This is a genomic window from Flavobacterium aquidurense (assembly GCF_031458035.1).
GTDB classification, from domain to species: domain Bacteria; phylum Bacteroidota; class Bacteroidia; order Flavobacteriales; family Flavobacteriaceae; genus Flavobacterium; species Flavobacterium aquidurense_C.
On the sequence record NZ_JAVDXR010000006.1, the window covers coordinates 144,651 to 169,191 of the forward strand.

The 24,541-nt window shown below is 32.5% G+C and carries 20 protein-coding genes; 17 read left to right on the forward strand and 3 right to left on the reverse strand.

Annotated elements, in window-relative coordinates; all coding sequences use genetic code 11:
- The first annotated feature begins 35 nt into the window (after nucleotides 1–35).
- The 4 genes from J2X17_RS11450 to J2X17_RS11465 all read left to right on the forward strand — a co-directional run bounded on the left by J2X17_RS11450 (nucleotide 36) and on the right by J2X17_RS11465 (nucleotide 5,283).
- The gene (locus J2X17_RS11450; protein ID WP_310297919.1) at nucleotides 36–2,063 is read left to right on the forward strand and encodes a hypothetical protein; all 2,028 of its coding nucleotides are present in this window, start codon (nucleotides 36–38) and stop codon (nucleotides 2,061–2,063) included.
- A gap of 123 nt (nucleotides 2,064–2,186) precedes the next feature.
- The gene (locus J2X17_RS11455) at nucleotides 2,187–3,083 is read left to right on the forward strand and encodes a LysR substrate-binding domain-containing protein (protein ID WP_310297922.1); all 897 of its coding nucleotides are present in this window, start codon (nucleotides 2,187–2,189) and stop codon (nucleotides 3,081–3,083) included.
- Nucleotides 3,084–3,157: 74 nt separating this feature from the next.
- Complete coding sequence (locus J2X17_RS11460; protein ID WP_310297925.1) at nucleotides 3,158–4,135, forward strand: YeiH family protein; 978 nt, start codon at nucleotides 3,158–3,160, stop codon at nucleotides 4,133–4,135.
- 146 nt (nucleotides 4,136–4,281) lie between these two features.
- Nucleotides 4,282–5,283 carry a zinc dependent phospholipase C family protein gene (locus tag J2X17_RS11465; protein WP_310297927.1) on the forward strand — a complete coding sequence of 334 codons (1,002 nt, stop codon included), beginning with the start codon at nucleotides 4,282–4,284 and terminating at the stop codon, nucleotides 5,281–5,283.
- A gap of 166 nt (nucleotides 5,284–5,449) precedes the next feature.
- On the opposite strand, the gene J2X17_RS11470 is transcribed toward J2X17_RS11465, so the two are convergent.
- Nucleotides 5,450–7,540 carry an LTA synthase family protein gene (locus tag J2X17_RS11470; protein ID WP_310297929.1) on the reverse strand — a complete coding sequence of 697 codons (2,091 nt, stop codon included), beginning with the start codon at nucleotides 7,538–7,540 and terminating at the stop codon, nucleotides 5,450–5,452.
- 200 nt (nucleotides 7,541–7,740) lie between these two features.
- On the opposite strand from J2X17_RS11470, the gene J2X17_RS11475 reads away from it, so the two are divergent.
- From J2X17_RS11475 to hisIE, 11 genes are all read left to right on the forward strand, one after another.
- A complete protein-coding gene (locus J2X17_RS11475) occupies nucleotides 7,741–8,406 on the forward strand; it encodes a response regulator transcription factor (protein WP_310297930.1) in 666 nt (221 codons plus the stop codon).
- Nucleotides 8,407–9,804: a sensor histidine kinase gene (locus J2X17_RS11480; RefSeq protein WP_310297932.1), complete on the forward strand. Its 1,398-nt coding sequence runs from the start codon at nucleotides 8,407–8,409 to the stop codon at nucleotides 9,802–9,804.
- A 311-nt stretch (nucleotides 9,805–10,115) separates the two neighbouring features.
- Nucleotides 10,116–10,973 (forward strand): ATP phosphoribosyltransferase, encoded by an 858-nt coding sequence (gene hisG, locus J2X17_RS11485; protein ID WP_310297934.1) that lies wholly within the window; start codon nucleotides 10,116–10,118, stop codon nucleotides 10,971–10,973.
- A gap of 208 nt (nucleotides 10,974–11,181) precedes the next feature.
- Entirely contained in the window at nucleotides 11,182–12,462 is a 1,281-nt protein-coding gene (gene hisD / locus J2X17_RS11490; RefSeq protein ID WP_310297936.1) for a histidinol dehydrogenase, read from the forward strand.
- A gap of 145 nt (nucleotides 12,463–12,607) precedes the next feature.
- A complete protein-coding gene (gene hisC, locus J2X17_RS11495) occupies nucleotides 12,608–13,654 on the forward strand; it encodes a histidinol-phosphate transaminase (protein ID WP_310297938.1) in 1,047 nt (348 codons plus the stop codon).
- A 109-nt stretch (nucleotides 13,655–13,763) separates the two neighbouring features.
- A complete protein-coding gene (gene hisB, locus J2X17_RS11500; RefSeq protein ID WP_310297941.1) occupies nucleotides 13,764–14,900 on the forward strand; it encodes a bifunctional histidinol-phosphatase/imidazoleglycerol-phosphate dehydratase HisB in 1,137 nt (378 codons plus the stop codon).
- An 83-nt stretch (nucleotides 14,901–14,983) separates the two neighbouring features.
- Nucleotides 14,984–15,565: an imidazole glycerol phosphate synthase subunit HisH gene (gene hisH / locus J2X17_RS11505; protein ID WP_310297943.1), complete on the forward strand. Its 582-nt coding sequence runs from the start codon at nucleotides 14,984–14,986 to the stop codon at nucleotides 15,563–15,565.
- A 55-nt stretch (nucleotides 15,566–15,620) separates the two neighbouring features.
- Nucleotides 15,621–16,343 (forward strand): 1-(5-phosphoribosyl)-5-[(5-phosphoribosylamino)methylideneamino]imidazole-4-carboxamide isomerase, encoded by a 723-nt coding sequence (gene hisA / locus J2X17_RS11510; RefSeq protein WP_310297945.1) that lies wholly within the window; start codon nucleotides 15,621–15,623, stop codon nucleotides 16,341–16,343.
- A 147-nt stretch (nucleotides 16,344–16,490) separates the two neighbouring features.
- Complete coding sequence (locus tag J2X17_RS11515; RefSeq protein WP_310297947.1) at nucleotides 16,491–16,802, forward strand: NIPSNAP family protein; 312 nt, start codon at nucleotides 16,491–16,493, stop codon at nucleotides 16,800–16,802.
- Nucleotides 16,803–16,902: 100 nt separating this feature from the next.
- Entirely contained in the window at nucleotides 16,903–17,658 is a 756-nt protein-coding gene (hisF, locus tag J2X17_RS11520) for an imidazole glycerol phosphate synthase subunit HisF (RefSeq protein WP_310297949.1), read from the forward strand.
- 88 nt (nucleotides 17,659–17,746) lie between these two features.
- Nucleotides 17,747–18,343, forward strand: a complete 597-nt coding sequence (gene hisIE, locus J2X17_RS11525; protein ID WP_310297950.1) for a bifunctional phosphoribosyl-AMP cyclohydrolase/phosphoribosyl-ATP diphosphatase HisIE — start codon at nucleotides 17,747–17,749, stop codon at nucleotides 18,341–18,343.
- A 70-nt stretch (nucleotides 18,344–18,413) separates the two neighbouring features.
- Here hisIE and J2X17_RS11530 read toward each other — a convergent pair whose 3' ends face one another.
- Entirely contained in the window at nucleotides 18,414–19,112 is a 699-nt protein-coding gene (locus tag J2X17_RS11530) for a carbohydrate-binding family 9-like protein (protein WP_310297953.1), read from the reverse strand.
- Between the two features lie 167 nt (nucleotides 19,113–19,279).
- On the opposite strand from J2X17_RS11530, the gene J2X17_RS11535 reads away from it, so the two are divergent.
- The gene (locus tag J2X17_RS11535; protein ID WP_310297955.1) at nucleotides 19,280–20,935 is read left to right on the forward strand and encodes a M1 family metallopeptidase; all 1,656 of its coding nucleotides are present in this window, start codon (nucleotides 19,280–19,282) and stop codon (nucleotides 20,933–20,935) included.
- Nucleotides 20,936–21,096: 161 nt separating this feature from the next.
- A complete protein-coding gene (locus tag J2X17_RS11540; RefSeq protein ID WP_310297958.1) occupies nucleotides 21,097–22,752 on the forward strand; it encodes a M1 family metallopeptidase in 1,656 nt (551 codons plus the stop codon).
- Nucleotides 22,753–22,937: 185 nt separating this feature from the next.
- Here J2X17_RS11540 and J2X17_RS11545 read toward each other — a convergent pair whose 3' ends face one another.
- Complete coding sequence (locus J2X17_RS11545; RefSeq protein ID WP_310297960.1) at nucleotides 22,938–24,482, reverse strand: hypothetical protein; 1,545 nt, start codon at nucleotides 24,480–24,482, stop codon at nucleotides 22,938–22,940.
- Between the last annotated feature and the right edge of the window lie 59 nt (nucleotides 24,483–24,541).

The window sequence follows — 24,541 nt, forward strand, 5'->3', positions numbered from 1 at the left end:
AACAAAAAAACTAAAAACCATAAACTAAAATATATATGACTTCAAACACGATTTTATTATTATTACTTTCATTAGTAATAGCGGGTGGTTTGTCATATTTTCAATATTTTTTTAAAGCCAAAAACAAATCCAATGTGATTGTGTTTTTGGTTTTTTTACGTTTTCTGGCTATTTTTGGACTGTTGGTTTTATTAATAAATCCGATAGTTTCTAAAAACTCGCTTGAGATCACCAAAACGCCGCTGGCTATTGCAGTTGATAATTCGAGTTCAATCGTAGCTTTAAAATCAGATAAAAAGGTTGCCGAATTATATCAAAAACTGATTTCAAATCCTGCTTTACAGGAAAAATTTGACATTCAGTCTTATCAGTTTGATGCCGATTTTAAACCCTCAGACAAATTTGATTTCAAAGGAAAACAAACCAATCTTGACGAAGTTGCTAAAAATCTAAAAAGCATCAATAAAAACCTGATTTTTCCAACTGTTATAATTACAGACGGAAATCAGACTACAGGAAACGATTATGTATATCGATTTGATCCTGTCAATAAAGTTTATCCTGTGGTTGTGGGAGATACAACCACTTTTTTTGATTTAAAAATCAATCAGCTCAACGTAAACAAGTACGCTTTTCATAAAAATAAATTTCCGGTTGAAGTTTTTCTGCAATATTCAGGCGATAAAACAACAACTGCTGAATTTGCAATTACGCAGGGAAATTCGGTTGTGGCAAAAGAGAAGGTTTCTTTTTCTCCTTCTAAAAAAACAGCTACTTTAAATTTATTATTGCCTGCTGACAAAGTAGGATTGCAGATTTTTAAAGCAGCTATTTCTTCTAATGCAAAAGAGAAAAACAATTATAATAATATCAAAAATTTTGCGGTAGAAGTGATTGATCAAAAGTCGACTATTGCAATTGTTTCGTCTATTAATCATCCGGATATTGCTGCATTAAAACGTTCGATTGAAGTTAATGCGCAACGTAAAGTGATTTTGGTTAAGCCAAATGATGTTAATCAGTTACAAGATATTTCTGTTTTGGTTTTATATCAGCCAACAACTGCTTTTAAAGTTATTTTTGAAAACAATAAATTGGCTGGTACAAATGCTTTTATCATTACCGGAAATAACACCGATTTTAATTTTCTGAACCAACAGCAAAACAATTTGGTTTTTAAAATGAGCGGGCAGAGGGAAGATTATTTATCTGAATTCCAGTCTCAGTTCAATTTGTTTGCCATAGAAGATATTGGTTTTGAAAATTTTCCACCACTCCAAAATTTATTCGGAACGGTTTCAACAAACGGAAATGTATCAGTTTTACTTTCTTCAAAAATCCGAAACGTTGCCACAAATGCTCCTTTGTTGGCTTTCGCCGAAAATCAGGGAAAAAGAACGGCTTTTTTATTAGGAGAAAATAGTTGGAAATGGCGTTTGCAAAATCATATCGACAATCAGTCGTTTGAAAAATATGATGTTTTTATGGATAAGATCATTCAGTATCTGGTTTCTTCAACTTCAAGAAAATCTTTAGTTGTATCGCATGAAAGTTTTTACAATTCGGGAGAAGCGATTGCAATCAATGCGCAGTATTTCAATAAAAACTACGAGTTTGACGAAAAAGCCAGACTTACCATTACATTGACAAACGCTGAAACGAAGCAGGTTAAAAACTATGATTTATTAAAAGGAAATAATTCTTTTTCCGTAAACCTGGATGGATTAACAGCTGGAAAATATAATTTTTCGGTTAAGGAATTAAATTCGAATACAACCTATTCAAGCCATTTTGAGATTTTGGATTTTGATATCGAAAAGCAATTTGTAAACCCGGATGTATTGAAATTGAAACAACTGGCATTGCAGACAAATGGAAAAGCTTTTTTCGAAAATCAGGCAGATGATTTAATTAATACACTTTTAGAAAATAAAGAATACAAATCGATCGAGAAAAATATTTCGACTAAAACACCGTTAATTGATTGGGTTTGGTTGTTGATTTTAATCACTGTTTTATTGACGACTGAGTGGTTTGTGAGAAAGTATAATGGATTGCTTTAAAAGAGGTACAAAGGAGCAAAGGTTCATAGGTACCAAGGTTTGTAGATTGTGTATAACCTGAAACCTGAAACATGACACGAGGCTTTAGCCGAATTGGCGAAGCAAACAAAAAGAACTAACAATATGGATTTCAGGCTAAAAGTATTCTACACTGTTGCACTTCGCTTAAACTTTACTAAAGCGGCAACAGAATTGTATATATCGCAGCCTGCAGTTTCTAAACACATTCAGGAACTCGAAGAAACTTATAAAACCAAACTTTTTGAACGAAATGGCTCTAAAATTGCACTAACGCCTGCTGGGGAAATTCTGTTAAAACACACCAAAAACATCTTAGAAATTTATCGTGAAATTGACTTTGATATGAGTTCTTTTATTAACGAACGCCAGGGTTTATTGCGACTAGGAACAAGTACCACAATTTCGCAATATATTATATCTCCTGTTTTAGCAAAATTTCATCAAAAGCAACAAGATATTAAGGTTAATTTATTGAACGGAAATACGGAGCAGATTGAAAATGCCTTAATCAATAAAGAAATTGAAATTGGAATTGTTGAAGGGCAATCTAAAAATCAGTCGATTAAATATATTCCCTTTTTGAAAGACGAATTAGTTTTGGTATCCCGAACTAAAAACCCTTTAATTAAGGAAAACGAAATAGCTGTAGAAGATTTAAAATCAATGCGTTTTATTACAAGAGAACGTGGTTCAGGAACACTTGAAGTTATAGAATATGCTTTGAAAAAAGTAGGTTTAAAATTAACAGATTTGCAAATCGAAATGCAATTAGGAAGTACAGAAAGTATAAAGTCGTATTTGCTAAATTCCGATTGTTTTGCTTTCATGTCAATACATGCGGTGGGTAAAGAGCTTAATAATAATGAGCTGATAGTTTTAGATGTGAAAAATTTAGCTATTGAAAGATACTTTTATATCATTACTTTACTCGGAAAATCAGATCCTTTATCTGAATTGTTTCTTCAAAATGTATCTTTATATTATAATTTAAAGTTATAGTCGATTGTTTTTTACGATTGGCGTTTTCTAAATATATGGCAGACCTTTGCAGGGTCAATATCAAATACTATATTTTGAAAACAAAACAACATTCAGGAACTCATTTACTAGAAGTTAATCTTTATTTGCAGCAAGCTGTTTTTGTGGTGATAATTGGGTTGTGTTTACTGTCGATTATTTCGCCACCTATTGCCTTATTATTTGGTATTTTGACCGTAAATGTTTTCGGAAACCCATTTATTGCTTTTAACCATAAAGCTATAACTTATTTGCTGCAATTTTCAGTTGTTGGTTTAGGTTTTGGGATGAATGCGACATCAGCAGTCTCTGCTGGTAAAGAAGGTTTTCTATTGACTATAATTTCAATTTTCAGCACTTTGATTTTCGGAACTCTTTTAGGAAAATGGCTTAAAACCGAGAAAAAAACGTCACATTTAATTTCGTGCGGAACTGCGATTTGTGGTGGGAGTGCCATCGCAGCAATCTCTCCAATTATCAAATCAAATGAAAATCAGACTTCTATTGCATTAGGCGTGATTTTTATATTGAATTCAATTGCCTTGTTTGCGTTTCCTATTATTGGGCATCAACTCGATTTATCGCAGAAAGATTTCGGTTTATGGTGCGCCATTGCTATTCATGATACAAGTTCTGTGATTGGTGCAGCAAATAAATATGGTGCTGAAGCTCTTCAGATTGCGACAACAGTAAAATTAGCAAGAGCTTTATGGATTATTCCAATTTCACTTGTAACGGCTGTAATTTTTAATACGAAATCTCGAAGTACAGGAACAAAAATCAAAATCCCTTATTTTATTGGTTTATTTATTTTGGCTATGCTTTTCAATACGTACGTTCCCCAAACTTCCATTATTGCGCCGCATATTGTAGGAATTGCTAAAATTGGTTTAACAATAACGCTATTCTTAATTGGAGCAACTTTGAATATAAATACGTTGAAATCAGTAGGAGTGAAGCCTTTATTGCAGGGAATTTTTCTTTGGGTATTTATTGCTGGTCTAGGTTTGGCTTTCATTTTATATTTCAATTAATCCAGATATCAATTCTGGTAACTGTTAATTAAGCTTGTATCAGTAGTTTTTTAAAATTGAATGAAATTAAATTAACAGAATATTAATTAGTATTCTTTCGAATTATGTTTAAATGAGATAAATTTGCACCTCAAACAAATTTACAAATGAAAAACTTTAAAATGAAGCCAAGACTAATCGCCTTTTTTGCATTAGGAATTGGATTTTTGACCTTGTCATGGGGAATCGTTGGTCACGAACGTATTAATAAAGCCGCAGTAATGGCTTTGCCTCAACCACTACAAATATTCTTCTATAATCATATTGATTTCATTACACAAGAAGCTTCTGTACCAGACATTCGTAAATATGCTTTAAAATACAAAGACGAAAATCCGAGACATTATATGGATTTAGAAAATTTTGCCGGCCCAATCGATAGTTTACCTAAAACTTTAGAAGAAGCAACAAAAAAATATGATGCTAAATTCTTGAATGACAATGGCGTTTTGCCATGGTTTATTGAAGATGTTATGGCAAAATTAACCCAAGCTTTTAAAGATAAAAACAGAGCAGAAATCTTATTTCTTGCTGCAGATTTAGGACATTATGTTGGCGATGCACATATGCCATTGCATACTTCGGCTAATCATGATGGACAATTGAGCGATCAGAAAGGAATTCATTCTCTTTGGGAAAGCAGATTACCTGAATTGTTTGCTAAAAATTACAAATTAAATGTTCCTCAGGCACATTATTATCAAGATGTTCATAAAGCAACCTGGGATATCATTAAGGACACACACAGTTTAGTACAGCCTTTATTAGATGTAGATAAAAAGCTAAGAACTTCAACTCCTGAAAATCAGGTTTTTGTTGTTGATGCAGATGGAAAAGTGGTTAAAACAAAATATAATTCGGCTAAATTTTCAGATGCATATGCTGAAAAATTACACAAAGAATTAAATGGAATGGTGGAAAGTCAAATGAGAAAAGCCATTGAGGCAACTGCTAGTTTTTGGTATACTGCATGGGTAAATGCTGGAAAACCTGATTTGAGTGATTTAGATTCACCAGCAGTTACACAAAGAAATTATCAATTTTTAAAAGATGATTTAAAACTATATCAAAATGGAAACCTTTTTGGAATGAGAAACCAAAATGACTAAAAAAAAGTTTTTTTAGTTTCACGTTTCAAGTTTCATGTTTGAAATGTTAACATAGATTTAGTAAAAAAGCCTCAAATTCAATACGAATTTGAGGCTTTTTTAATTCATTACAGGTAAACTTGAAACTTGAAACTTGAAACAAAATAAACTTGAAATAAAAATAATTCTAATTCTGATATTTCTTTTGTTTCAGCATATCTGATGCTGTTTGATAAAACGAAATCGTTTCATTAACCAGATCAGTTCTTTCTGTTTGCATTGGAATCTCATCGTACTCTATTTGAAATTCTGGGGCAACTCCAGACTTTGGTTTTATTTTCAATTCAAATTGTTTCACTTGTTGCTTTGGAGATAAAATAGTTAAAACATTATCTTTTATCAAACCTAAATCCTGATAAGTTGCAATAAAGGCCCGCGGTTTATAATCTGATTTTAAAACATCCTGCCCAAAAAATTTACTTTGATAATTAAAATGAAGCAATCCAAAAAGAGTAGGCATCAGGTCAATCTGAGACATTAATTTATTGCATTCTGCTGGTTTTTTACCAGGGCTATAAATAAAAGCCGGAATTCTGTATTTATCAAGTGGTAATTGTGTTTTTCCGGCACTTGAAGCGCAATGATCTGCAACAATTACAAAAACAGTATTTTTAAACCATGGTTGTTTGCTTGCCATTTCAAAGAATTTTCTCAAAGCATAATCTGTATATTTCACGCCACCATCACGTGATTTGATGTCACCAGGAATGTCAATTTTATTGTTAGGGTAAGTAAAAGGCCTGTGATTACTTACAGTCATAATATGATTAAAGAAAGGTTTGTTATCTTTTGCTTCCAGATTCATCACCTTTATTGCTTTGTTGTACATATCTTCATCACAAACGCCCCAAACGTTTGAAAATGTTATTTCTTCAGGTGAAAAACTTCCCTTGTCTACAATTTGGTAACCGTTTCCAGAATAGAAATCCTGCATATTGTCGAAGAATGCATCTCCACCATACATAAATTTCACATTGTAGCCTTTTTGTTTGAAAATAGATCCTGTCGAAAATTTATTTTTATTGTCTTCTCTTTTTACTACACTTTCTCCAGCTGTCGGTGGTAAACATAAGGTTACGGCTTCCAATCCACGAACGGTTCTGTTTCCGGCAGCATACAAATTGGTAAACTGCAGACTTTTTTGTGACAAGCTATCTAAGAAAGGAGTAATATTTTGATAGTTTCCATAAGCTTTCATAAAATCAGCACTATAACTTTCGATTGTAATTAAAACTACGTTTTTATGATTTTCAAGAGAATCACCTATTATTGTTCTGGTTGTGTTTTCTCCTGAAATAGTAGGAAATTGTCTTTTTAGAATTGTAAATGCTTTTTCGCCTGGAAGTGTCTTATAAAATTTAAAATAATCAAGTTTGTTATTCTCAAAGGCTAAATAAAACTTGTATAAACCATTTGCCTGCAATTCATTAACGAAAATATTTTTAGAGTTTTCAGTTTTTGCTAATGTTGGGATAGCGATTAATGAAATCAGAAATAAAACAATATATACCCCAGAAAGTTTGATTTTTTCGTTTAGCGTTGGAATTTCTTTGATGAAATTTTTGGAATTTTTCAGAATAAAATAAGTCATTATTCCGGTTACTAAAAATAAAGCAGAAAACAAAGGGATGACAGGGTACGACTGCATGATGTTTCCAATAACTTCATTTGTGTAAATCAGGTAATTAACAGCGATAAAATTATATTTTACACCAAATTCATTCCAAAAGAAATATTCGCTTAGACCATTTTGAAGAATCAACAAAACGTACAAAAAGATCACAAAAGCAAATAACCAAAATCTAATTTTATCTCTCCATTTTGGAAGAAAAAGCAATGCCGCAAATAGAGCCGTTTTAATTCCGATAAAAATTAAAACGATTCTTGGCAGTGCTCCTCCGTATTCATCAAAAATACTTTTTCCGGAAGCTACATATATAAATAAGGCAACAAATCCTCCGAGAATAATAAATCCTGAAGGCTTATTGTATTTAGAGTTTGAAACAAAAATTAGATATAGCCATAAAAAAACACTAGCTATAACAAAGACAAAAAAATCTGAAATTAATCCTAAACTAAAGATTTTCAAACTTTGAAGAATTGTAAAAGAGCTTTGTGTAATTGGATGAAAAAACAGAACAATTCGTAACAGAAAACTTATTGTAAAATAGAATAGTGCAAGATTGTAAAAAGGTGCAAGTTTCTTGTAAAAAGCCATGAAATTATTTTTTTTACAAAATTAATTCCGTTTAATGAATTCAGGATTGAGTTCTGCTTTTACCTTACTTAGTATTAACTTAATGTTTCCTTAAGATGAAATTTTGGTCTTATTCTGATGTTTATAAACCTTGATAAAGACATAAAATATTTATCTTTGAGTGATTGAAAATTAGAATTTAATCTAAATTATAACGGCAAATGCATATTTTAATAGTAGAAGATGAGTTGGGTATTGTTCAGTTTTTGCAACAGGGTTTGCAGGAGGAGGGGTATGAAGTAACTACTGCCAATGATGGTTCAAAGGGATTTGAATTGGTTCAGAATCATCAATTTGATTTAATTTTATTGGATTGGATGCTCCCTAAAATCAATGGTTTAGATTTGTGTAAAGCCATTAGAATTAAAGACCAGAAAACACCAATCATTTTTTTAACTGCAAAAGATACTGTTCAGGAAACTATTGAAGGTCTAAAAGCCGGCGCGAATGACTACATCAAAAAGCCTTTTAGTTTCGAAGAATTGGTAGAGCGTATTAAAGTTCATTTTAGAAATAGAAATGGCACAGAGCAATTGACTCTTGGAACAATAAAAATAGATTTATCGAAACATATTGTATTGAAAAACGATGAAGAAGTTGCCCTGACACAGAGAGAATTTGAATTGTTGACTTATTTGATTCAGAATAAAGGGAAAGTTTGTACCCGAAATCAGATACTAAAAGATGTCTGGGAAATTAATTTTGAATATGATACAGGAGTTATTGATGTTTTTATGAATGCTATTCGAAAAAAACTCAATTTAAAGATTGAAGAAGATTATATAAAAACAATCCGTGGTATAGGTTATATCGCAAACGATTTATAAATGGCACAGCTTTCTTTTAAAAACAGAATCGCATTAAATTATATTATCACTACAGGTTTATTGATCTTAGTGGTTTTTTCAGTAATTTATTCTATTGTAAAACATACTGTTTATAGTCATATCGATGAAAATATAAAAGTTGAAATCCAGAATCATTTAGCAGAAATTAAGGTTGTAGGTGACAAAGTAATCCTTATAGATGAGGAAGAATGGAGTGAACGCGAGCATAATAGTGTTGATGTAAACCCGGTTTTTGTAGAATTTTTAGATTTGAACAAAAAAATTATCGAAAAAGCACCTAATCTAAAAACGGAAACCCTTGAATTTAAAGACTCTGTCGAAGATTATGAGTTGTTTGACACCAAAATGGGAGATCATGCAATTCGTCAAATTCAGGTTCCGCTTCATATTAAAAAGAAACAAATAGGGTATGTCATTGTAGCCATGTCTTTAGTAGATTCTAAAATGATATTAAATAATTTGTTTGATATTATGTGCTTGTCTTTTTTGGCAATTTTATTGTTATTGTTTTTTATTGCGAGATTCTTTGCCGGTCGAAGTATAAAACCAATAAATGCGATTATAAATACGTCTAAGATTATTACGAAGGACAATCTAAAAACGCGAATTCCATTGCCCAAAACCCGGGACGAATTGTATACGCTTTCAAAAACAATCAATAATTTATTAAACCGAATTGAAGACGCAATTGAGCGCGAGAAACAATTTACTTCTGACGCTTCGCATGAATTAAGAACGCCATTAACTGTTATTAAAGGAACTCTTGAGGTTTTGATACGTAAACGTCGTGATAATAAGGAATATGAAGAAAAGATAAATTATTGTATAAATGAAGTTGATCACTTAAATATGTTGGTAGACCAGCTTCTTTTGATGGCACGTTTTGAAAATCAAAAACAAAATATTAAAGCGGAATCTGTTTATTTGAATGCTTTAATATTAGATGTTTTAACATTAAATTCGGAGAAAATAAAGGTTAAAAAAGTCGATGTAAAATTTGATGCTGAACAGGATTACTACATTCAATCAGATAATTTTTTAGTAATTACCATTTTAAGAAATATTATTTCGAATGCAATTAAATACTCCAATCCTAATGGAGAAGTTTCTATTATGCTTTCGAAACAAAATGAAAAAATAGTATGCAAAATCTCAGATAAAGGAATCGGGATTGCTAAAGCGGATTTAGAATCAATATTAAACCCATTCTTTAGATCAAATTCTACCGATCACCCTGAAATTAAAGGAACTGGATTAGGTTTGTCGATAGTAAAAAGAACGACAGAATTACTTGGTATAAAGTTTAAAATTGAGAGTGAAATTGAAGTAGGGACCACGGTAATTTTGAGTTTCAATGAAAATATGAAAACGTTATAGTAAATTGAAAGAATGTAATAAAAAAGACTTCTAAAATATTTTTTAACAATAAACTATCGTTAAGTTAAATTAAAAATTGCTTTTTTATGAAATTAACTAGTATATTTGCAACCGAATCAAAGAATTATAAAATAAACCAAACAATGATTTCAAATCAATTACATCATCATCATTTTCATTATTGCTCTCAGGCGATGTGTTAATGGTATGCATGTAAATCATCATATTTTAAAACCCGTTTGAGTACATCAAGCGGGTTTTTTAATTCCAATTCTTTGTACTCAAACTATTAATCAGCAAATAACTAAAAAATGAGTACGTTAAAAATTGCAATTCAAAAATCAGGTCGTTTAAACGAAGACAGCATTCAAATCCTAAAAGATTGCGGCATTTCGATTAACAACGGAAACGATCAGTTAAAAGCAGAAGCTTCTAATTTTCCTTTAGAAGTTTTATACCTTAGAAATTCGGATATTCCTCAATATTTAATTGATGGAGTAGTAGATTTAGCCATTGTAGGCGATAATTTATTAGTAGAAAAAGGAAAACATATAGAAGTGATTCAAAAGCTTGGGTTTTCAAAATGTAAAGTTTCTGTCGCAGTTCCTAAAACTTTAGAATACAATTCTATCCAGGATTTGGCGGGTTTGCGAATCGCTACTTCTTATCCAAACACGGTTAATGAATATTTCAGTTCTTTCGGATTAACTGTTGATATCCACCAAATTTCAGGTTCTGTAGAAATCGCTCCAAACATTGGGCTTGCCGATGCAATTGTTGATATTGTTTCAAGTGGCAGTACTTTATTCAAAAATAATTTAAAAGAAGTCGAGGTTATCTTAAAAAGTGAGGCTGTATTAGCGGTTTCGCCAAAAGTTTCTCCGGAAATTCAGAAACACATTGATACTTTAAAATTCAGAATTCAGTCGGTTTTGAGAGCTCGTAATTCAAAATACATATTGATGAACGTTCCAAATGACAAAATAGATGCAATCGGAAAAATTTTGCCAGTTTTAAGAAGTTTAACCGTTTTGCCATTGGCGCAGGAAGGTTGGAGCAGCGTTCACTCGGTAATTGATAAAGATACTTTTTGGGATGTAATTGATCAATTGAAAGAGGCTGGAGCCGAAGGAATTTTGGTTTGCCCAATTGAGAAAATGGTTCTTTAAACAGAAATTCCAATTTTTTAAATTCCAAATTCCAATTGAAATGAAATTCTAATATAAAAATTCCAAATTCCAATTTTCGACAACAGCTTTGCGAACTTAGCGTTTTTAAAGGCAAAGAGTAATAAAATCCTTGCGCACTTTGCGGTTAAAATCCACAAGCAATTGGAATTTGGAATTTAAAATTTGGAATTTTTTAATAATAACAATTATGAATAAGATAGATAATCCACAACCAGCGAGCTGGTCAGAAATATTAAAAAGACCAACCAAAACGATCGATGATATTGAAGTTACGGTTAAAGAAATCTTCAAAGAAGTACAAAAGAAAGGTGATGAAGCCGTTGCAAAATACACTTCAATTTTCGACGGAATTGCTTTAGATAATTACGAAGTTACTTCTGAAGAAATTCAGGAAGCAATTAATTCAATTTCAAATGAATTAAAAGAAGCGATTCAATTAGCAAAAGCAAATATTTATAAATTTCACACGGCGCAGAAAACGGATAGAATTTCAGTTGAAACTATTGAAGGCGTGAATTGCTGGCAGGAAAAAAGACCTATTCAAAAAATAGGATTATACATTCCTGGTGGGACGGCGCCTTTGTTTTCGACAGTTTTAATGTTGGCAGTTCCTGCAGAAATTGCGGGCTGTAAAGAAATTGTATTATGTTCACCTCCGGATAAAAGCGGAAAAATAAATCCGGCGATTTTGTATGCTGCCAATTTGTGCGGTGTAACGAAAATATTAAAGGTGGGCGGAATTCAGGCAATTGCCGGAATGACATTTGGTACACAGTCAATCCCGAAAGTATACAAGATTTTTGGACCTGGAAATCAGTTTGTAACGGTGGCAAAACAATTGGCAACACAGTTTGGAGTGGCGATTGATATGCCGGCCGGACCATCAGAATTGTTGATTGTAGCTGATGAAACTGCAGTTCCAGCTTTTGTTGCCTCAGATTTATTGTCTCAGGCAGAACACGGAACGGATAGTCAGGTGATTTTAGTTTCGACTTCACTAAGATTAATTGAAGCTGTTGAAGAAGAGATTCAAACTCAAATTGAAGCACTTCCCAGAAAAGAAATTGCTAAAAAAGCGATTGAAAATTCGAAATTAATTTATATAGAGAACGATCAGACTGCCTTGGATTTAATTAATGAATACGGCCCGGAACACTTTATAATCTGCTCAGAATTTGATGATTTTTACTGCAACGGAATTGTCAATGCGGGTTCGGTTTTTATTGGAAATTATACTCCGGAAAGTGCTGGAGATTATGCTTCAGGAACGAATCATACCTTACCAACAAACGGTTACGCCAAAAATTACAGCGGAGTAAATCTGGATAGTTTTATGAAATCGATGACATTCCAGAAAATATCTAAAACCGGAATTCAAAATATCGGAAGAGCAATCGAAGTTATGGCTGAAGCCGAAGGATTACAGGCGCATAAGAACGCTGTAACGTTGAGATTGAAGAGTTTATAGAGTAAAGAGTTTAGAGTTTAGAGTATAGAATAAAGAGTAAAGAAGCAAGAAGCAAGAATCAAGAAGCAAGATGCAAAAGTTGTAGGATTGATTTGAATCTTTCATCTTGCTTCTTGATTCTTTCCTCTTATTAAAAATAAAAAAAATGAAATTCGATATAAATACAATAACACGTGAAAACGTAAAAATATTAAAACCATATTCGTCGGCGCGAGATGAGTTTGAGGATTTTGATACAGCAGAAATGATTTTTTTGGATGCTAATGAAAACCCTTTTCAGAATGGGGTGAATCGTTATCCGGATCCACAGCAGAATTCGGTTAAGGTGATTTTGGCTAAAAATAACAATATAAAAGCAAGTCAGATTTTATTAGGAAATGGAAGTGACGAAGTTCTGGATTTACTTTTTAGAGCTTTCTGTGAGCCAAAAATTGACAATATTATTTCGCTGCCGCCAACTTATGGAATGTACAGTGTTTTGGCAAATATTAATGCGGTTGAAAATAGAGAAGTTTTGCTTTCAACAGATTTTCAGCCACAAGTGGAGAAAATTTTAGATGCTGTTGATGCCAATACAAAAATCATCTTTTTATGTTCACCAAATAATCCGACCGGGAATTCTTTTTCAGATGAAAGTGTGGTGAAATTGCTTCAGAACTTTAAAGGTCTGGTTGTAATTGATGAAGCATATATTGACTTTTCGGAGAAAGAAAGCTGGTTGACAGAAATCGATGAATACCCAAACTTGATTATTACACAAACACTTTCAAAAGCGTATGGTTTGGCTGGAATTAGATTAGGAATTTGTTATGCATCTGAAGCGGTGATTTCGGTTTTGAATAAAATCAAACCTCCTTACAACGTAAACGAATTGACACAACAAAGAGCAATCGAACGCTTGAAGGATTCTGCTAAAATAAAACAAGAAATAGCTTCTATTATTGAGCAGAGAGAGGAATTACTTAAAGTGTTAAATGAAGTAAGTTTTGTTGAAAAAGTTTATCCGACGGAAGCTAATTTTGTGTTGATAAAAGTAGATGATGCTAATAAAAGATACAACGAATTAATAGCAAAAGGAATTGTAATTAGAAATAGAACGACACAGCCGTTATGTGAAAACTGCCTTCGTTTGACGATTGGAATTCCAGAAGAAAATGCAGTTTTAATTAAGGAATTGAAGTTATTAAAATAGAAGAAAGATTATAGAGCAAAGAAGAAAGAAAAAATTGAAAGAGCTTTTTTGGATAGAATTAAAAGTCTATTTTCTTTACTCTTTTTTCTTTATTCTCAAAAAATAAAATATGAAAAAAGTACTTTTTATCGATCGTGATGGAACGATTGTTTTAGAACCTGAAAATTATCAGTTAGATGCTTTGGAAAAAGTAGAATTTTATCCAAAAGCTTTTCAATATTTGGCTAAAATTGCCAGTGAATTAGATTACGAATTAGCGATGGTTACCAATCAGGATGGCTTGGGAACGGATAGTTTTCCGGAAGATACGTTTTGGCCAACGCAGAATTTTATTTTAAAAGCTTTTGAAAATGAAGGGATTTTGTTTGATGATATTTTTATTGACAGATCATTTCCTGAGGATAATGCACCAACGCGCAAACCGAGAACCGGAATGTTGACGAAATATTTGAATAATCCGGAATATGATTTGGCAAATTCATTTGTGTTAGGAGATCGTTTGACGGATGTTGAATTGGCGAAAAACCTTGGTGCCAAAGCAATTTTTATCAATGATAATGATGGAATTGGAAGCAACGAAATTTCATCAAAACGTGAAGAATTAGACGAAACTATTATTCTTCAAACGATGAGTTGGAAGGAAATTTATGAGTTTTTGAAATTGGAAGCTCGCTCGGCTTCGATTACGCGTAAAACTCATGAAACGGATATTTTTATTAATGTAAATTTAGACGGAACAGGAAAAAGTAAAATCGATACCGGAATTGCGTTTTTCGATCATATGTTAGATCAAATTTCACGTCACGGCCAAATGGACTTAGAAATCCTTGTAAAAGGAGATTTAGAAGTTGATGAACACCACACGATAGAAGATACTGCGATTGCTTTGGGTGAAGTTTTTGCAAAAGCACTTGGGAATAAATTAGGAATTGAGCGTTACGGATTCTGTCTTCCGATGGATGATTGTTTAGCGCAGGTTGCAATTGATTTTGGTGGAAGGAACTGGTTGGTTTGGGAAACGGAATTCAAACGCGAAATGGTTGGAAAAATGCCAACTGAAATGTTTTACCATTTCTTCAAATCGTTCTCTGATGGTGCCAAAGCAAACATCAACATAAAAGCGGAAGGAACAAACGAACACCACAAAATTGAAGCGATTTTTAAAGCTTTCGCGAAAGCAATAAAAGTAGCAGTGAAAAGAGATACAGAGAAAATGATTTTGCCTTCGACGAAAGGAATGTTATAAAAAGTTTCAAGTTTCAGGTTCCAAGTTTCAGGTTGCTCAACAGAACTTGAAACTTGAAACCTGAAACAAAACAAACAAAAGAAATGAAAATAGTAATTATAAATTACGGGGCAGGAAATATTCAGAGCATTATGTTTGCTATTGAAAGGCTTGGTTTTAAAGCTGTTTTGAGTAATAATCCTGAGGAAATTCAGCAGGCGGATAAAGTGATTTTTCCAGGAGTTGGTGAAGCAAGTTCAGCAATGAAAAAACTGAGGGAAAGCGGTTTGGATAGTTTGATTCCGACGTTAAAACAGCCGGTTTTGGGAATTTGTTTGGGAATGCAATTAATGTGTAAATCATCTGAAGAGGGAGATACCAAAGGTTTAGGGATTTTTGACGTTGATGTGATTAAGTTTACGTCAAAAGTAAAAGTGCCACAAATGGGGTGGAATCAGATTTACGATTTGAAATCGGATTTATTCAAAGGAATTTCAGAGAATGAATTTATGTATTTGGTGCACAGTTTTTACGCCCCAAATTGCGCTGAAAGCATTGCTACAACGAATTACGAGTTAGAATATGCATCAGCTTTACAAAAAAACAATTTTTACGGAACACAGTTTCATCCGGAAAAGAGCGGAGCTGTCGGAGAAAAAATATTAGAGAATTTTTTAAAAATATAAAGAGAGATTTAAAGACTTTACGACTTTAGACTTTCAAACTTTAAGACTTAAATAAATGAGAATAATACCAGCCATAGATATCATTGACGGAAAATGTGTTCGTTTGTCAAAGGGCGATTACGATACAAAAATAATTTATAATGAAAATCCGCTTGAAGTAGCGAAATCATTCGAAGCGCATGGAATCGAATATTTACATTTAGTAGATCTTGATGGTGCAAAATCGAGCAAGATTGTCAATTATAAAATATTGGAACAAATTGCAACACAAACGAGTTTACAAATTGATTTTGGAGGTGGTTTGAAATCAGATGAAGACTTGAAAATTGCTTTTGAAAGCGGTGCCAATCAGATTACAGGCGGAAGTATTGCGGTAAAAAACAGAGCAATTTTTGAAAAATGGATTTCAGAATATGGTTCAGAGAAAATCATTTTAGGCGCTGACGCAAAAGACGAAAAAATAGCAGTTTCAGGCTGGTTAGAAGATTCAGATGAAGATTTGATTCCGTTTATTCAGGCTTATCAAACTAAAGGAATTCAGTACGTTATCTGTACTGATATTGCAAAAGACGGAATGCTGGAAGGTCCAAGTTTTGACTTATACGGCAAGATTTTAGCGGAAGCGAAAGGAGTAAAATTAATTGCTTCTGGCGGAATTTCAACTTTTGATGAATTACCAAAATTAGCCGAATTGGGCTGTGAAGGAACGATTATCGGAAAAGCAATTTACGAAGGAAGAATTAGTTTGAAACAACTAGAAAATTATATAATTAGATAATTTTCTCATTTTATGAAGGAAGAATTACCTTGAAACAACTAGAAAATTAGATAATGTGTCAATTAGAAAATTAGATAATTTTTTGCGTGACGTTTAAAATTATCTAATTATCTAATTTTCTCATTAACACATTAAAAATAATAAATTATGATAACTTGTCACTTAAAATACGTTATAGATCCTTATCAATTAGAAGCGTTTGAAGATTACGGCAAAAGATGGATTAAGATAGTAAATCGTTTGGGAGGAAATCATCACGGTTATTTTATGCCCTCAGAAGGAGCAAATAATATTGCCTATGCTTTATTTTCATTTCCCAGTTTTGCGGATTATGAAAATTATCGAAAAGCAATGTTTTCAAAAGAGGACAAAGAATGTGTAGAAGCATTTAAACTTGCAGAAGATACAAGATGTATTATTAGCTATGAAAGGACATTCTTGACTCCGGTATTCGAGTAAAAAAAATAAATAATGAGAAAATTACTCAATTAAATAATTTTATATGCAAAGTGAAAAATTATCTAATTATCAAATTTTCTAATTGACACATTAAAAAAAAATGTTAGCAAAAAGAATCATTCCCTGTTTGGATATAAAAAACGGAAGAACCGTAAAAGGCGTTAATTTTGTGGATTTGCGCGATGCTGGTGATCCGGTAGAATTGGCTGAAATTTATTCGGCTGAAGGTGCTGATGAATTGGTTTTTCTGGATATTTCGGCAACTGAAGAACGTCGAAAAACGTTGGTCAATATGGTGCGAAGTGTAGCGGAGAAAATCAATATTCCATTTACAGTTGGTGGCGGAATTTCGTCTGTTGAAGATGTTGAAATTCTGTTGAATAATGGGGCGGATAAAGTTTCGATTAATTCATCGGCAGTAAAAAATCCACAACTGATTAATGACTTGGCACAGAAATTTGGAAGTCAATGTGTCGTTGTCGCGATAGACGCAAAACAAATTGACGGACAATGGATTGTGCATTTGGTTGGCGGAAAAGTTCCGACCGAATTAAATTTATTCGATTGGGCTGTAGAAGTTGCAGAACGTGGAGCAGGTGAAATATTATTCACTTCAATGGATAATGACGGAACCAAAAATGGTTTTGCAAATGAAGCTTTGGCCAAATTATCAGAATTAATCAATATTCCCATTATTGCTTCAGGCGGGGCAGGAAATATACAGCATTTTGTAGATTCGTTTAAAGTAGGAAAGGCTGATGCGGCTTTGGCGGCAAGTGTTTTTCACTTTAAGGAAATTGAGATAAAAGCTTTGAAAGAGGAATTGAGGGAAAATAATATTGAAGTTAGGCTTTAGGAGAGTCAAGAAGAAAGAAGAAAGAAGAAAGAAATAAAAATATAGAATTCAGTTAATCTAAAATCTGAACTCTAAAATCTAAAATAACATGGAAGTAGACATAAAAAGCGCACATGGATTAATTCCCGCAATTATTCAGGATTCGGAAACAAAAAATGTTTTGATGCTAGGATATATGAATGAAGAATCGCTTCAAAAAACAATCGAAACTCACAAAGTAACTTTTTTCAGCCGTTCAAAACAAAGACTTTGGACAAAAGGTGAGGAGAGCGGTAATTTTCTTGAACTTGTAGATATTAAAAATGACTGTGATGGCGATACACTTTTGATTCAGGCAAAACCTGTTGGACCTACGTGTCACACAGGCGCAGATACTTGCTGGCAGGAACCAAATGCTGCCAATTATGGCTTTATTTCGAATTTGGAAAATACCATTAAAACCAGAAGAGAAAATGCTGATTCTGAGAAAAGTTATGTAGCATCATTATTTGAAAAAGGGATCAATAAAATTGCTCAAAAAGTAGGAGAAGAAGCAGTAGAAGTAGTTATTGAAGCAAAAGACAATAACGACGATTTATTTCTTAGCGAAAGCGCTGATCTGCTTTTTCATTATTTAATTTTATTGCAGGCAAAAGGTTTTCAATTGAATGATGTTGTTAATGTTTTGAAGAAACGCCAGAAGTAAACTTTTGTTTCAGGTTTCAGGTTTCAAGTTATGTGTGAAACCTGAAACCTGAAACAAATAAAATAATTAATTACTCCACAAACTCAAAAACAGCAAATTCCTGTGGTTGATGAAATCCAAATTCCCCACTTTTATAAGGCTGTAAGGCAAGATATTCGGTTGTGTTACCGTAATCAATTCTAAAAGTATTTCCTCTCCATTTTGTTCCGATTTTTGGTTTGCTGAAATTTGCATTTTTAATCTTCGCTAAACTTGAAAATGGAATCTTAATTTCGGTACAAAAACCTCCAGGAGTTATTTTGCTCACAGCTTCTAGTCCTTCAATATCAAAAGTCATTAACGTATTCCAACCTCCACAATCAGGTGAAATACATTTTAGCAACATATCATAATTTGCTGAAAAAGCGTTTACACCAATTTCTACATAATGCTTTCCATCGCCATCAGCATCAATAAAAATTTCCACTAAATCATCCGTTGTAAAAATCTGTGAATCTTTTTTCTGGTTAGAACCGATAATTTTAGAATCTTCAGAACTATAGGCAATATAAAGATTTTCGTCATTCCACGAAAGTGAAACCATTGTATTTTGTCTGGCTTTTTCACCAGAATTATGAATAGTAAACGGTCCCAGAAAAGGTGCTTTCCAGTCGGATAAATCACCGTCAATAGTTAATTTTTCTTTCGTTTTATAAATTGATATATTTTGAGAATAACTTGTAATCGAATACAGCAAAAATATAAAAGAAGCTATTTTAATACATTTCATAAAACGAAGGGATAATTTTAAGTGGCTAAAATAAAGAAGAATAATGAATTTTGGCATTAAATTATTCCGATAGAATTTATAAAATTTTAAAATAATTGACTTGAATGTTTACTTTTGTTAACGATTAATGTCATATAAATCGACTATTATACTACAAATTCTAAGTTATGAAAAATTACTTTGGCGGCATTTTTATCGCCTTTTTAATTGGCTTTTCTGCCAATGCACAAGGGCTTCTTAACAAGTCTGAAACCATTTTCACACATCAGGATACTTTACGCGGAAGCATTACAAAAGAACGATCGTGGTGGGATTTAAAATACTATCATCTTGATGTAAAAATCAATCCAGCTGAAAAAACTATTACAGGATCTAACACCGTGCGTTATACTGTTTTATCAGATTACAACAAAATGCAGATTGATTTGCAGGAACCAATGCAGATCTACAAGGTTACGCAGGATGGAAAAGAATTGAAATTTCAAAGAGACGGAAATGCTTTTTTTATTCAGTTAACAGCAAAACAAAAAGTTGGAGAAACTAAAGAGATTGTAATTTCTTTTGGAGGAAAACCTAAAGAAGCAGTTAGGCCGCCATGGGATGGTGGAATTACCTGGAAAAAAGATAAAAACGGAAAAGATTTTATCGCTTCGTCTTGTCAGGGTTTAGGCGCCAGCGTTTGGTGGCCGAACAAAGATCATATGTATGATGAAGTGGACAATATGTTGATTAGCGTGAATGTTCCGGGAGATTTGACTGATGTTTCTAACGGAAGATTACAAAGCGTTAAAAAAGAAAAAGACGGGACAAAAACATTCAATTGGTATGTTTCGAATCCGATTAATAATTATGGTGTAAACATCAATATTGGTGATTATGTGAATTTTTCTGAGAAATATAAGGGAGAAAAAGGCGATTTAGATTGTAGTTATTATGTTTTAAGAGATAATTTAGCTATTGCAAAAGAGCAGTTTAAAGACGCACCAAGGATGCTGAAAGCGTTTGAGAACTGGTTTGGACCTTATCCTTTTTACGAGGACAGCTATAAATTGGTCGAAGCACCTTATTTAGGTATGGAACACCAAAGTAGTGTTACTTATGGAAATGGGTTTAAAAATGGACACAACGGTAAAGATATTTTTGGAACAGGTTGGGGGTTAAAATTTGATTACATTATTATCCATGAATCTGGACATGAGTGGTTTGCCAATAATATTACCTATAAAGATATTGCTGATATGTGGATTCATGAGAGTTTCACAACGTATTCCGAGGTTCTTTTTGTAGAGTATTACTATGGTAAAGAAGCATCAACTGAATATGTTAGAGGATTTAGGGGCATGATTAAAAATAAAAAACCAATTATCGGTCATTATGATGTAAACAACGAAGGGTCAGGAGACATGTATCCGAAAGGAGCAAATATGCTGCACACGATTCGTCAGGTTATAAATGATGATGCTAAATGGAAATCGATTTTAAGAGGTTTAAATAGTACTTTTTATCATCAAACGGTTACTACCAGACAAATTGAAGATTATATAAATACACAATCAGGAATTGATTTTAGCAATGTATTTAATCAATATTTAAGAACGGCTCAGGTTCCGACTTTTGAATATTTTTTTAAAGACCAAAAACTAGCGTATCATTGGATAAATTGTAATGAAAAATTTGATTTGCCATTGAAAGTAACTTTAAACGGAGCTGAAATTTGGCTAAAACCCACAACAGACTGGAAAGCGGAAGATGCAAAAGCAGACAAGCCGACTTTGGTAGTTGATAAAAACTTTTATATCACTGAATTTAATATTACGAATTAAACTTAGTAAGATATTTGAAACAAACCCAACAGATTTTTATAGTTTGTTGGGCTTGTTTTTTATAGAGAAATCACAAAATTTTAGATAAATTGATTCGAATGTTTACATTTGTTACAGATTAAGTTTACTAGAATACGCTATTTATTACAAATTACTAATTTATGAAAAATTACTTTGGTGGCATAGTACTTGCCTTTTTGGTTGGTTTTAATGTCAATGCACAAGGGCTTTTGAATAAGTCTGAAACGGTTTTTACACACCAGGACACTTTACGCGGAAGCATTACAAAAGAACGATCGTGGTGGGATTTAAAATATTATCATCTTGATGTAAAAGTGAATCCAGCTGAAAAAACTATTACAGGATCTAACACCGTGCGTTATACTGTTTTATCAGATTACAACAAAATGCAGATTGATTTGCAGGAACCAATGCAGATCTACAAGGTTACGCAGGATGGAAAAGAATTGAAATTTCAAAGAGACGGAAATGCTTTTTTTATTCAATTAACTGAAAAACAAAAAGTTGGAGAAACTAAAGAAATCGTAATTTCTTTTGGTGGAAAACCTAAAGAAGCGGTTAGACCACCATGGGATGGTGGAATTACCTGGAAAAAAGATAAAAACGGAAAAGATTTTATCGCTTCATCTTGTCAGGGTTTAGGAGCCAGCGTTTGGTGGCCGAACAAAGATCATATGTATGATGAAGTGGAGAATATGTTGATTAGCGTGAATGTTCCGGGAGATTTGACTGATGTTTCTAACGGAAGATTAAAAAGCGTTAAAAAAGAAAAAGACGGTACAAAAACCTTCAATTGGTATGTTTCGAATCCAATAAATAATTATGGCGTAAATATCAATATAGGCGATTACGTTAATTTTTCTGAAAAATACAAAGGAGAAAAAGGCAATTTAGATTGTAATTACTATGTTTTAAGAGACAATTTAGCTATTGCAAAAGAGCAGTTTAAAGACGCACCAAGAATGCTGAAAGCGTTTGAGAACTGGTTTGGACCATATCCTTTTTACGAGGACAGCTATAAATTGGTTGAAGCACCTTATTTAGGAATGGAACACCAAAGCAGTGTAACTTACGGGAACGCTTATAAAAATGGTTATTTAGGTCGTGACTTAAGCGGAACAGGTTGGGGATTAAAATTCGACTTTATCATTATACACGAATCTGGACACGAATGGTTTGCCAACAATATTACTTATAAAGATATAGCTGATATGTGGATTCACGAGAGTTTCACTAATTATTCTGAAAGCCTATTTGTTGAGTATTATTATGGAAAAGAAGCTGGAGCAGAATATGTAAGAGGATGCAGAAAAAACATTCATAATGACACGCCAATTATCGGTCATTATGATGTAAACAATGAAGGGTCAGGAGACATGTATCCGAAGGGAGCCAATATGCTGCATACAATTCGTCAAATTATAAATGATGATGCAAAATGGAAATCGATTCTGAGAGGTTTAAACAGTACTTTTTATCATAAGACTGTTACATCTAAAGAGATTGAAGATTATATTAATGCACAGGCTGGAATTAATTTCGACAAAGTTTTTGCTCAATATTTGACAACAACTCAAATTCCGGTTTTTGAATATATATTCAAAAACGGGACTTTAGGATATCACTGGACAAACTGCGTTGCTAAATTTGATATGCCGGTAAAAGTGAAAGTAAATGGCGTTGAAACCTGGTTGAAACCAACAACAGAATGGCAATCAATAAAAACGGCCAATGAAAACAGAACTTTAGAAGTGGATAAGGATTTCTATGTTACGAGTTCTAATATTGTGGAATAACACAGCTTAAATTTCAATAAAAAAAATCCCAAATTCCAATTGATGGAGTTTGGGATTTTTTATTGAAATATAGAAGTCTCAAAGTATGTCATTTCGACAAAGGAGAAATGACAAAAAGCCCCGAAAAACAAGTTTTTTGGGACTTTTTTATTGGAATTAGGATTTTTTTTATTGAAATTTAAAATTTATCTGCTATTCAACTTGGCCTTTTCTTTAATTATATCCGCAATTTTTCGGTTTTCGATTTTACTTTCAAGCCATGAAATAATATCTAAATATAGGAAAGCTCTTTTCTCGTAAGTATTTTTTTCCAATTCAATAAATCGCGCATGCATTTTAACGAATTCCTTTTTAATATCAGTGGGATAAAAATTATTAAGGTTTCTTAAAAATTTAATGATTTCCTTTTGAACTTCATGTAAGTCGTTCATTTTCAATAGGAATTTATATGTGCTTTTAAGATGGTTTTCCAAGTAATAATCTTTTCCTAATTCATAATGCGCAATCAATGACAAAATTCTCGCGAAGCACATCAAATCTTCGCGCATGGTTAAGTTCTTGTTGTTGATGATTTTGTCCAAATAAAGAATACATTCATTGTACTTTTCGCTTCCAAAATAAACAGACGCAATCTTGTAATAAAACAACATTTCGTGATGTTCATCCAGATGTTCACTGTGAAGTTTTATTTTTTCTAAAATCTCAGGAATCAAATATTCACCCTCGGCAAAAGTACCTTCCAGAATGTGTAAATTTAACTTATTGTTATAGACATATAAAAATGATAGCGATGCAATGTTATCATTTACCGGAAATTTAGGATCCTGAATCGTTTCTTCTAAAAGTGTCAGATATTTTTTAAAATTCGACTTGTATTTCAACATATATAGCGACTCTAAAAAGTAATGATTTCCTTTTAAGAAAAATACGGGATTCAGGTAAATCATATTCGGGTTATCATAAAACAATGTAACCCATTTATAAGCATATTTATAACTCGCTAAAAAGTCCTGAACTAAGAAACTGCGCCATAAATTTGCATTATAAAACCAATATTTTTCGCGGAAGCCAAATTTGCTTTCGTCTAGTTTGGCAATATGTTTATTGAAGTAATCATCAATATATTTATACTCTTCATCACTTTTTACGTAACCTGTTTTTAACATAATTCCGTACAACTGAAGCGATAAATTCGATAATTTACTGGAAATTGTGTTACGGTAATTCAACTCCTTTGCCTGAATTACGAGTTCATCGGCGCGACCCTGAATACTACGCGTAATATATTGCGATTCGATTAGTTTTTCGAATTCAACAATTTCATACGCCATATATTTTTCATCATTTTCTAAGGCAAGGATTTTAGTTTTATCCAGAATTTTCAAACTCTGTTTGTATAAACCTTTATTATATAGAATAACAGCAAAATCTATTTGTTCGCGCAATTGATAACGAATATTCTGGCTTGGAATATTTAACCGAATACTAACTAAAATTTGTTTGTATAAGTATGATTTTAAGTTAGATAGCTGTACTTTTTTGATGATTCCGCTCTTGAGAATAAGCTTTTCATCGTAGGTTTCAGACTTATCTAAAATATTGAATAATTCAATGAATTTAGTATTCGAACTGGTTTCTAATCGGCTTGCGAAAATTTTAAACTGTCTTTTTTCAGATTTGGAAAGCGATTTTATTAAGACAAATAAGAAATCTTTTTGATGGTTAGCCATTGTAAAATATAATAATATAACTTATTGATTATTAAATAGTTAATCGATATTAAATTGTT

Coding starts and splice junctions, on each gene's coding strand:
- J2X17_RS11535 (WP_310297955.1), top strand. CDS start 19,280: ATGAAAAATTACTTTGGCGGCATTTTTATCGCCTTTTTAATTGGCTTT.
- hisH (WP_310297943.1), top strand. CDS start 14,984: ATGAAAATAGTAATTATAAATTACGGGGCAGGAAATATTCAGAGCATT.
- J2X17_RS11455 (WP_310297922.1), top strand. CDS start 2,187: ATGGATTTCAGGCTAAAAGTATTCTACACTGTTGCACTTCGCTTAAAC.
- J2X17_RS11480 (WP_310297932.1), top strand. CDS start 8,407: ATGGCACAGCTTTCTTTTAAAAACAGAATCGCATTAAATTATATTATC.
- J2X17_RS11515 (WP_310297947.1), top strand. CDS start 16,491: ATGATAACTTGTCACTTAAAATACGTTATAGATCCTTATCAATTAGAA.
- hisG (WP_310297934.1), top strand. CDS start 10,116: ATGAGTACGTTAAAAATTGCAATTCAAAAATCAGGTCGTTTAAACGAA.
- hisA (WP_310297945.1), top strand. CDS start 15,621: ATGAGAATAATACCAGCCATAGATATCATTGACGGAAAATGTGTTCGT.
- hisC (WP_310297938.1), top strand. CDS start 12,608: ATGAAATTCGATATAAATACAATAACACGTGAAAACGTAAAAATATTA.
- J2X17_RS11540 (WP_310297958.1), top strand. CDS start 21,097: ATGAAAAATTACTTTGGTGGCATAGTACTTGCCTTTTTGGTTGGTTTT.
- J2X17_RS11530 (WP_310297953.1), bottom strand. CDS start 19,112: ATGAAATGTATTAAAATAGCTTCTTTTATATTTTTGCTGTATTCGATT.
- J2X17_RS11465 (WP_310297927.1), top strand. CDS start 4,282: ATGAAAAACTTTAAAATGAAGCCAAGACTAATCGCCTTTTTTGCATTA.
- hisB (WP_310297941.1), top strand. CDS start 13,764: ATGAAAAAAGTACTTTTTATCGATCGTGATGGAACGATTGTTTTAGAA.
- hisD (WP_310297936.1), top strand. CDS start 11,182: ATGAATAAGATAGATAATCCACAACCAGCGAGCTGGTCAGAAATATTA.
- hisF (WP_310297949.1), top strand. CDS start 16,903: ATGTTAGCAAAAAGAATCATTCCCTGTTTGGATATAAAAAACGGAAGA.
- J2X17_RS11545 (WP_310297960.1), bottom strand. CDS start 24,482: ATGGCTAACCATCAAAAAGATTTCTTATTTGTCTTAATAAAATCGCTT.
- J2X17_RS11450 (WP_310297919.1), top strand. CDS start 36: ATGACTTCAAACACGATTTTATTATTATTACTTTCATTAGTAATAGCG.
- J2X17_RS11475 (WP_310297930.1), top strand. CDS start 7,741: ATGCATATTTTAATAGTAGAAGATGAGTTGGGTATTGTTCAGTTTTTG.
- J2X17_RS11470 (WP_310297929.1), bottom strand. CDS start 7,540: ATGGCTTTTTACAAGAAACTTGCACCTTTTTACAATCTTGCACTATTC.
- hisIE (WP_310297950.1), top strand. CDS start 17,747: ATGGAAGTAGACATAAAAAGCGCACATGGATTAATTCCCGCAATTATT.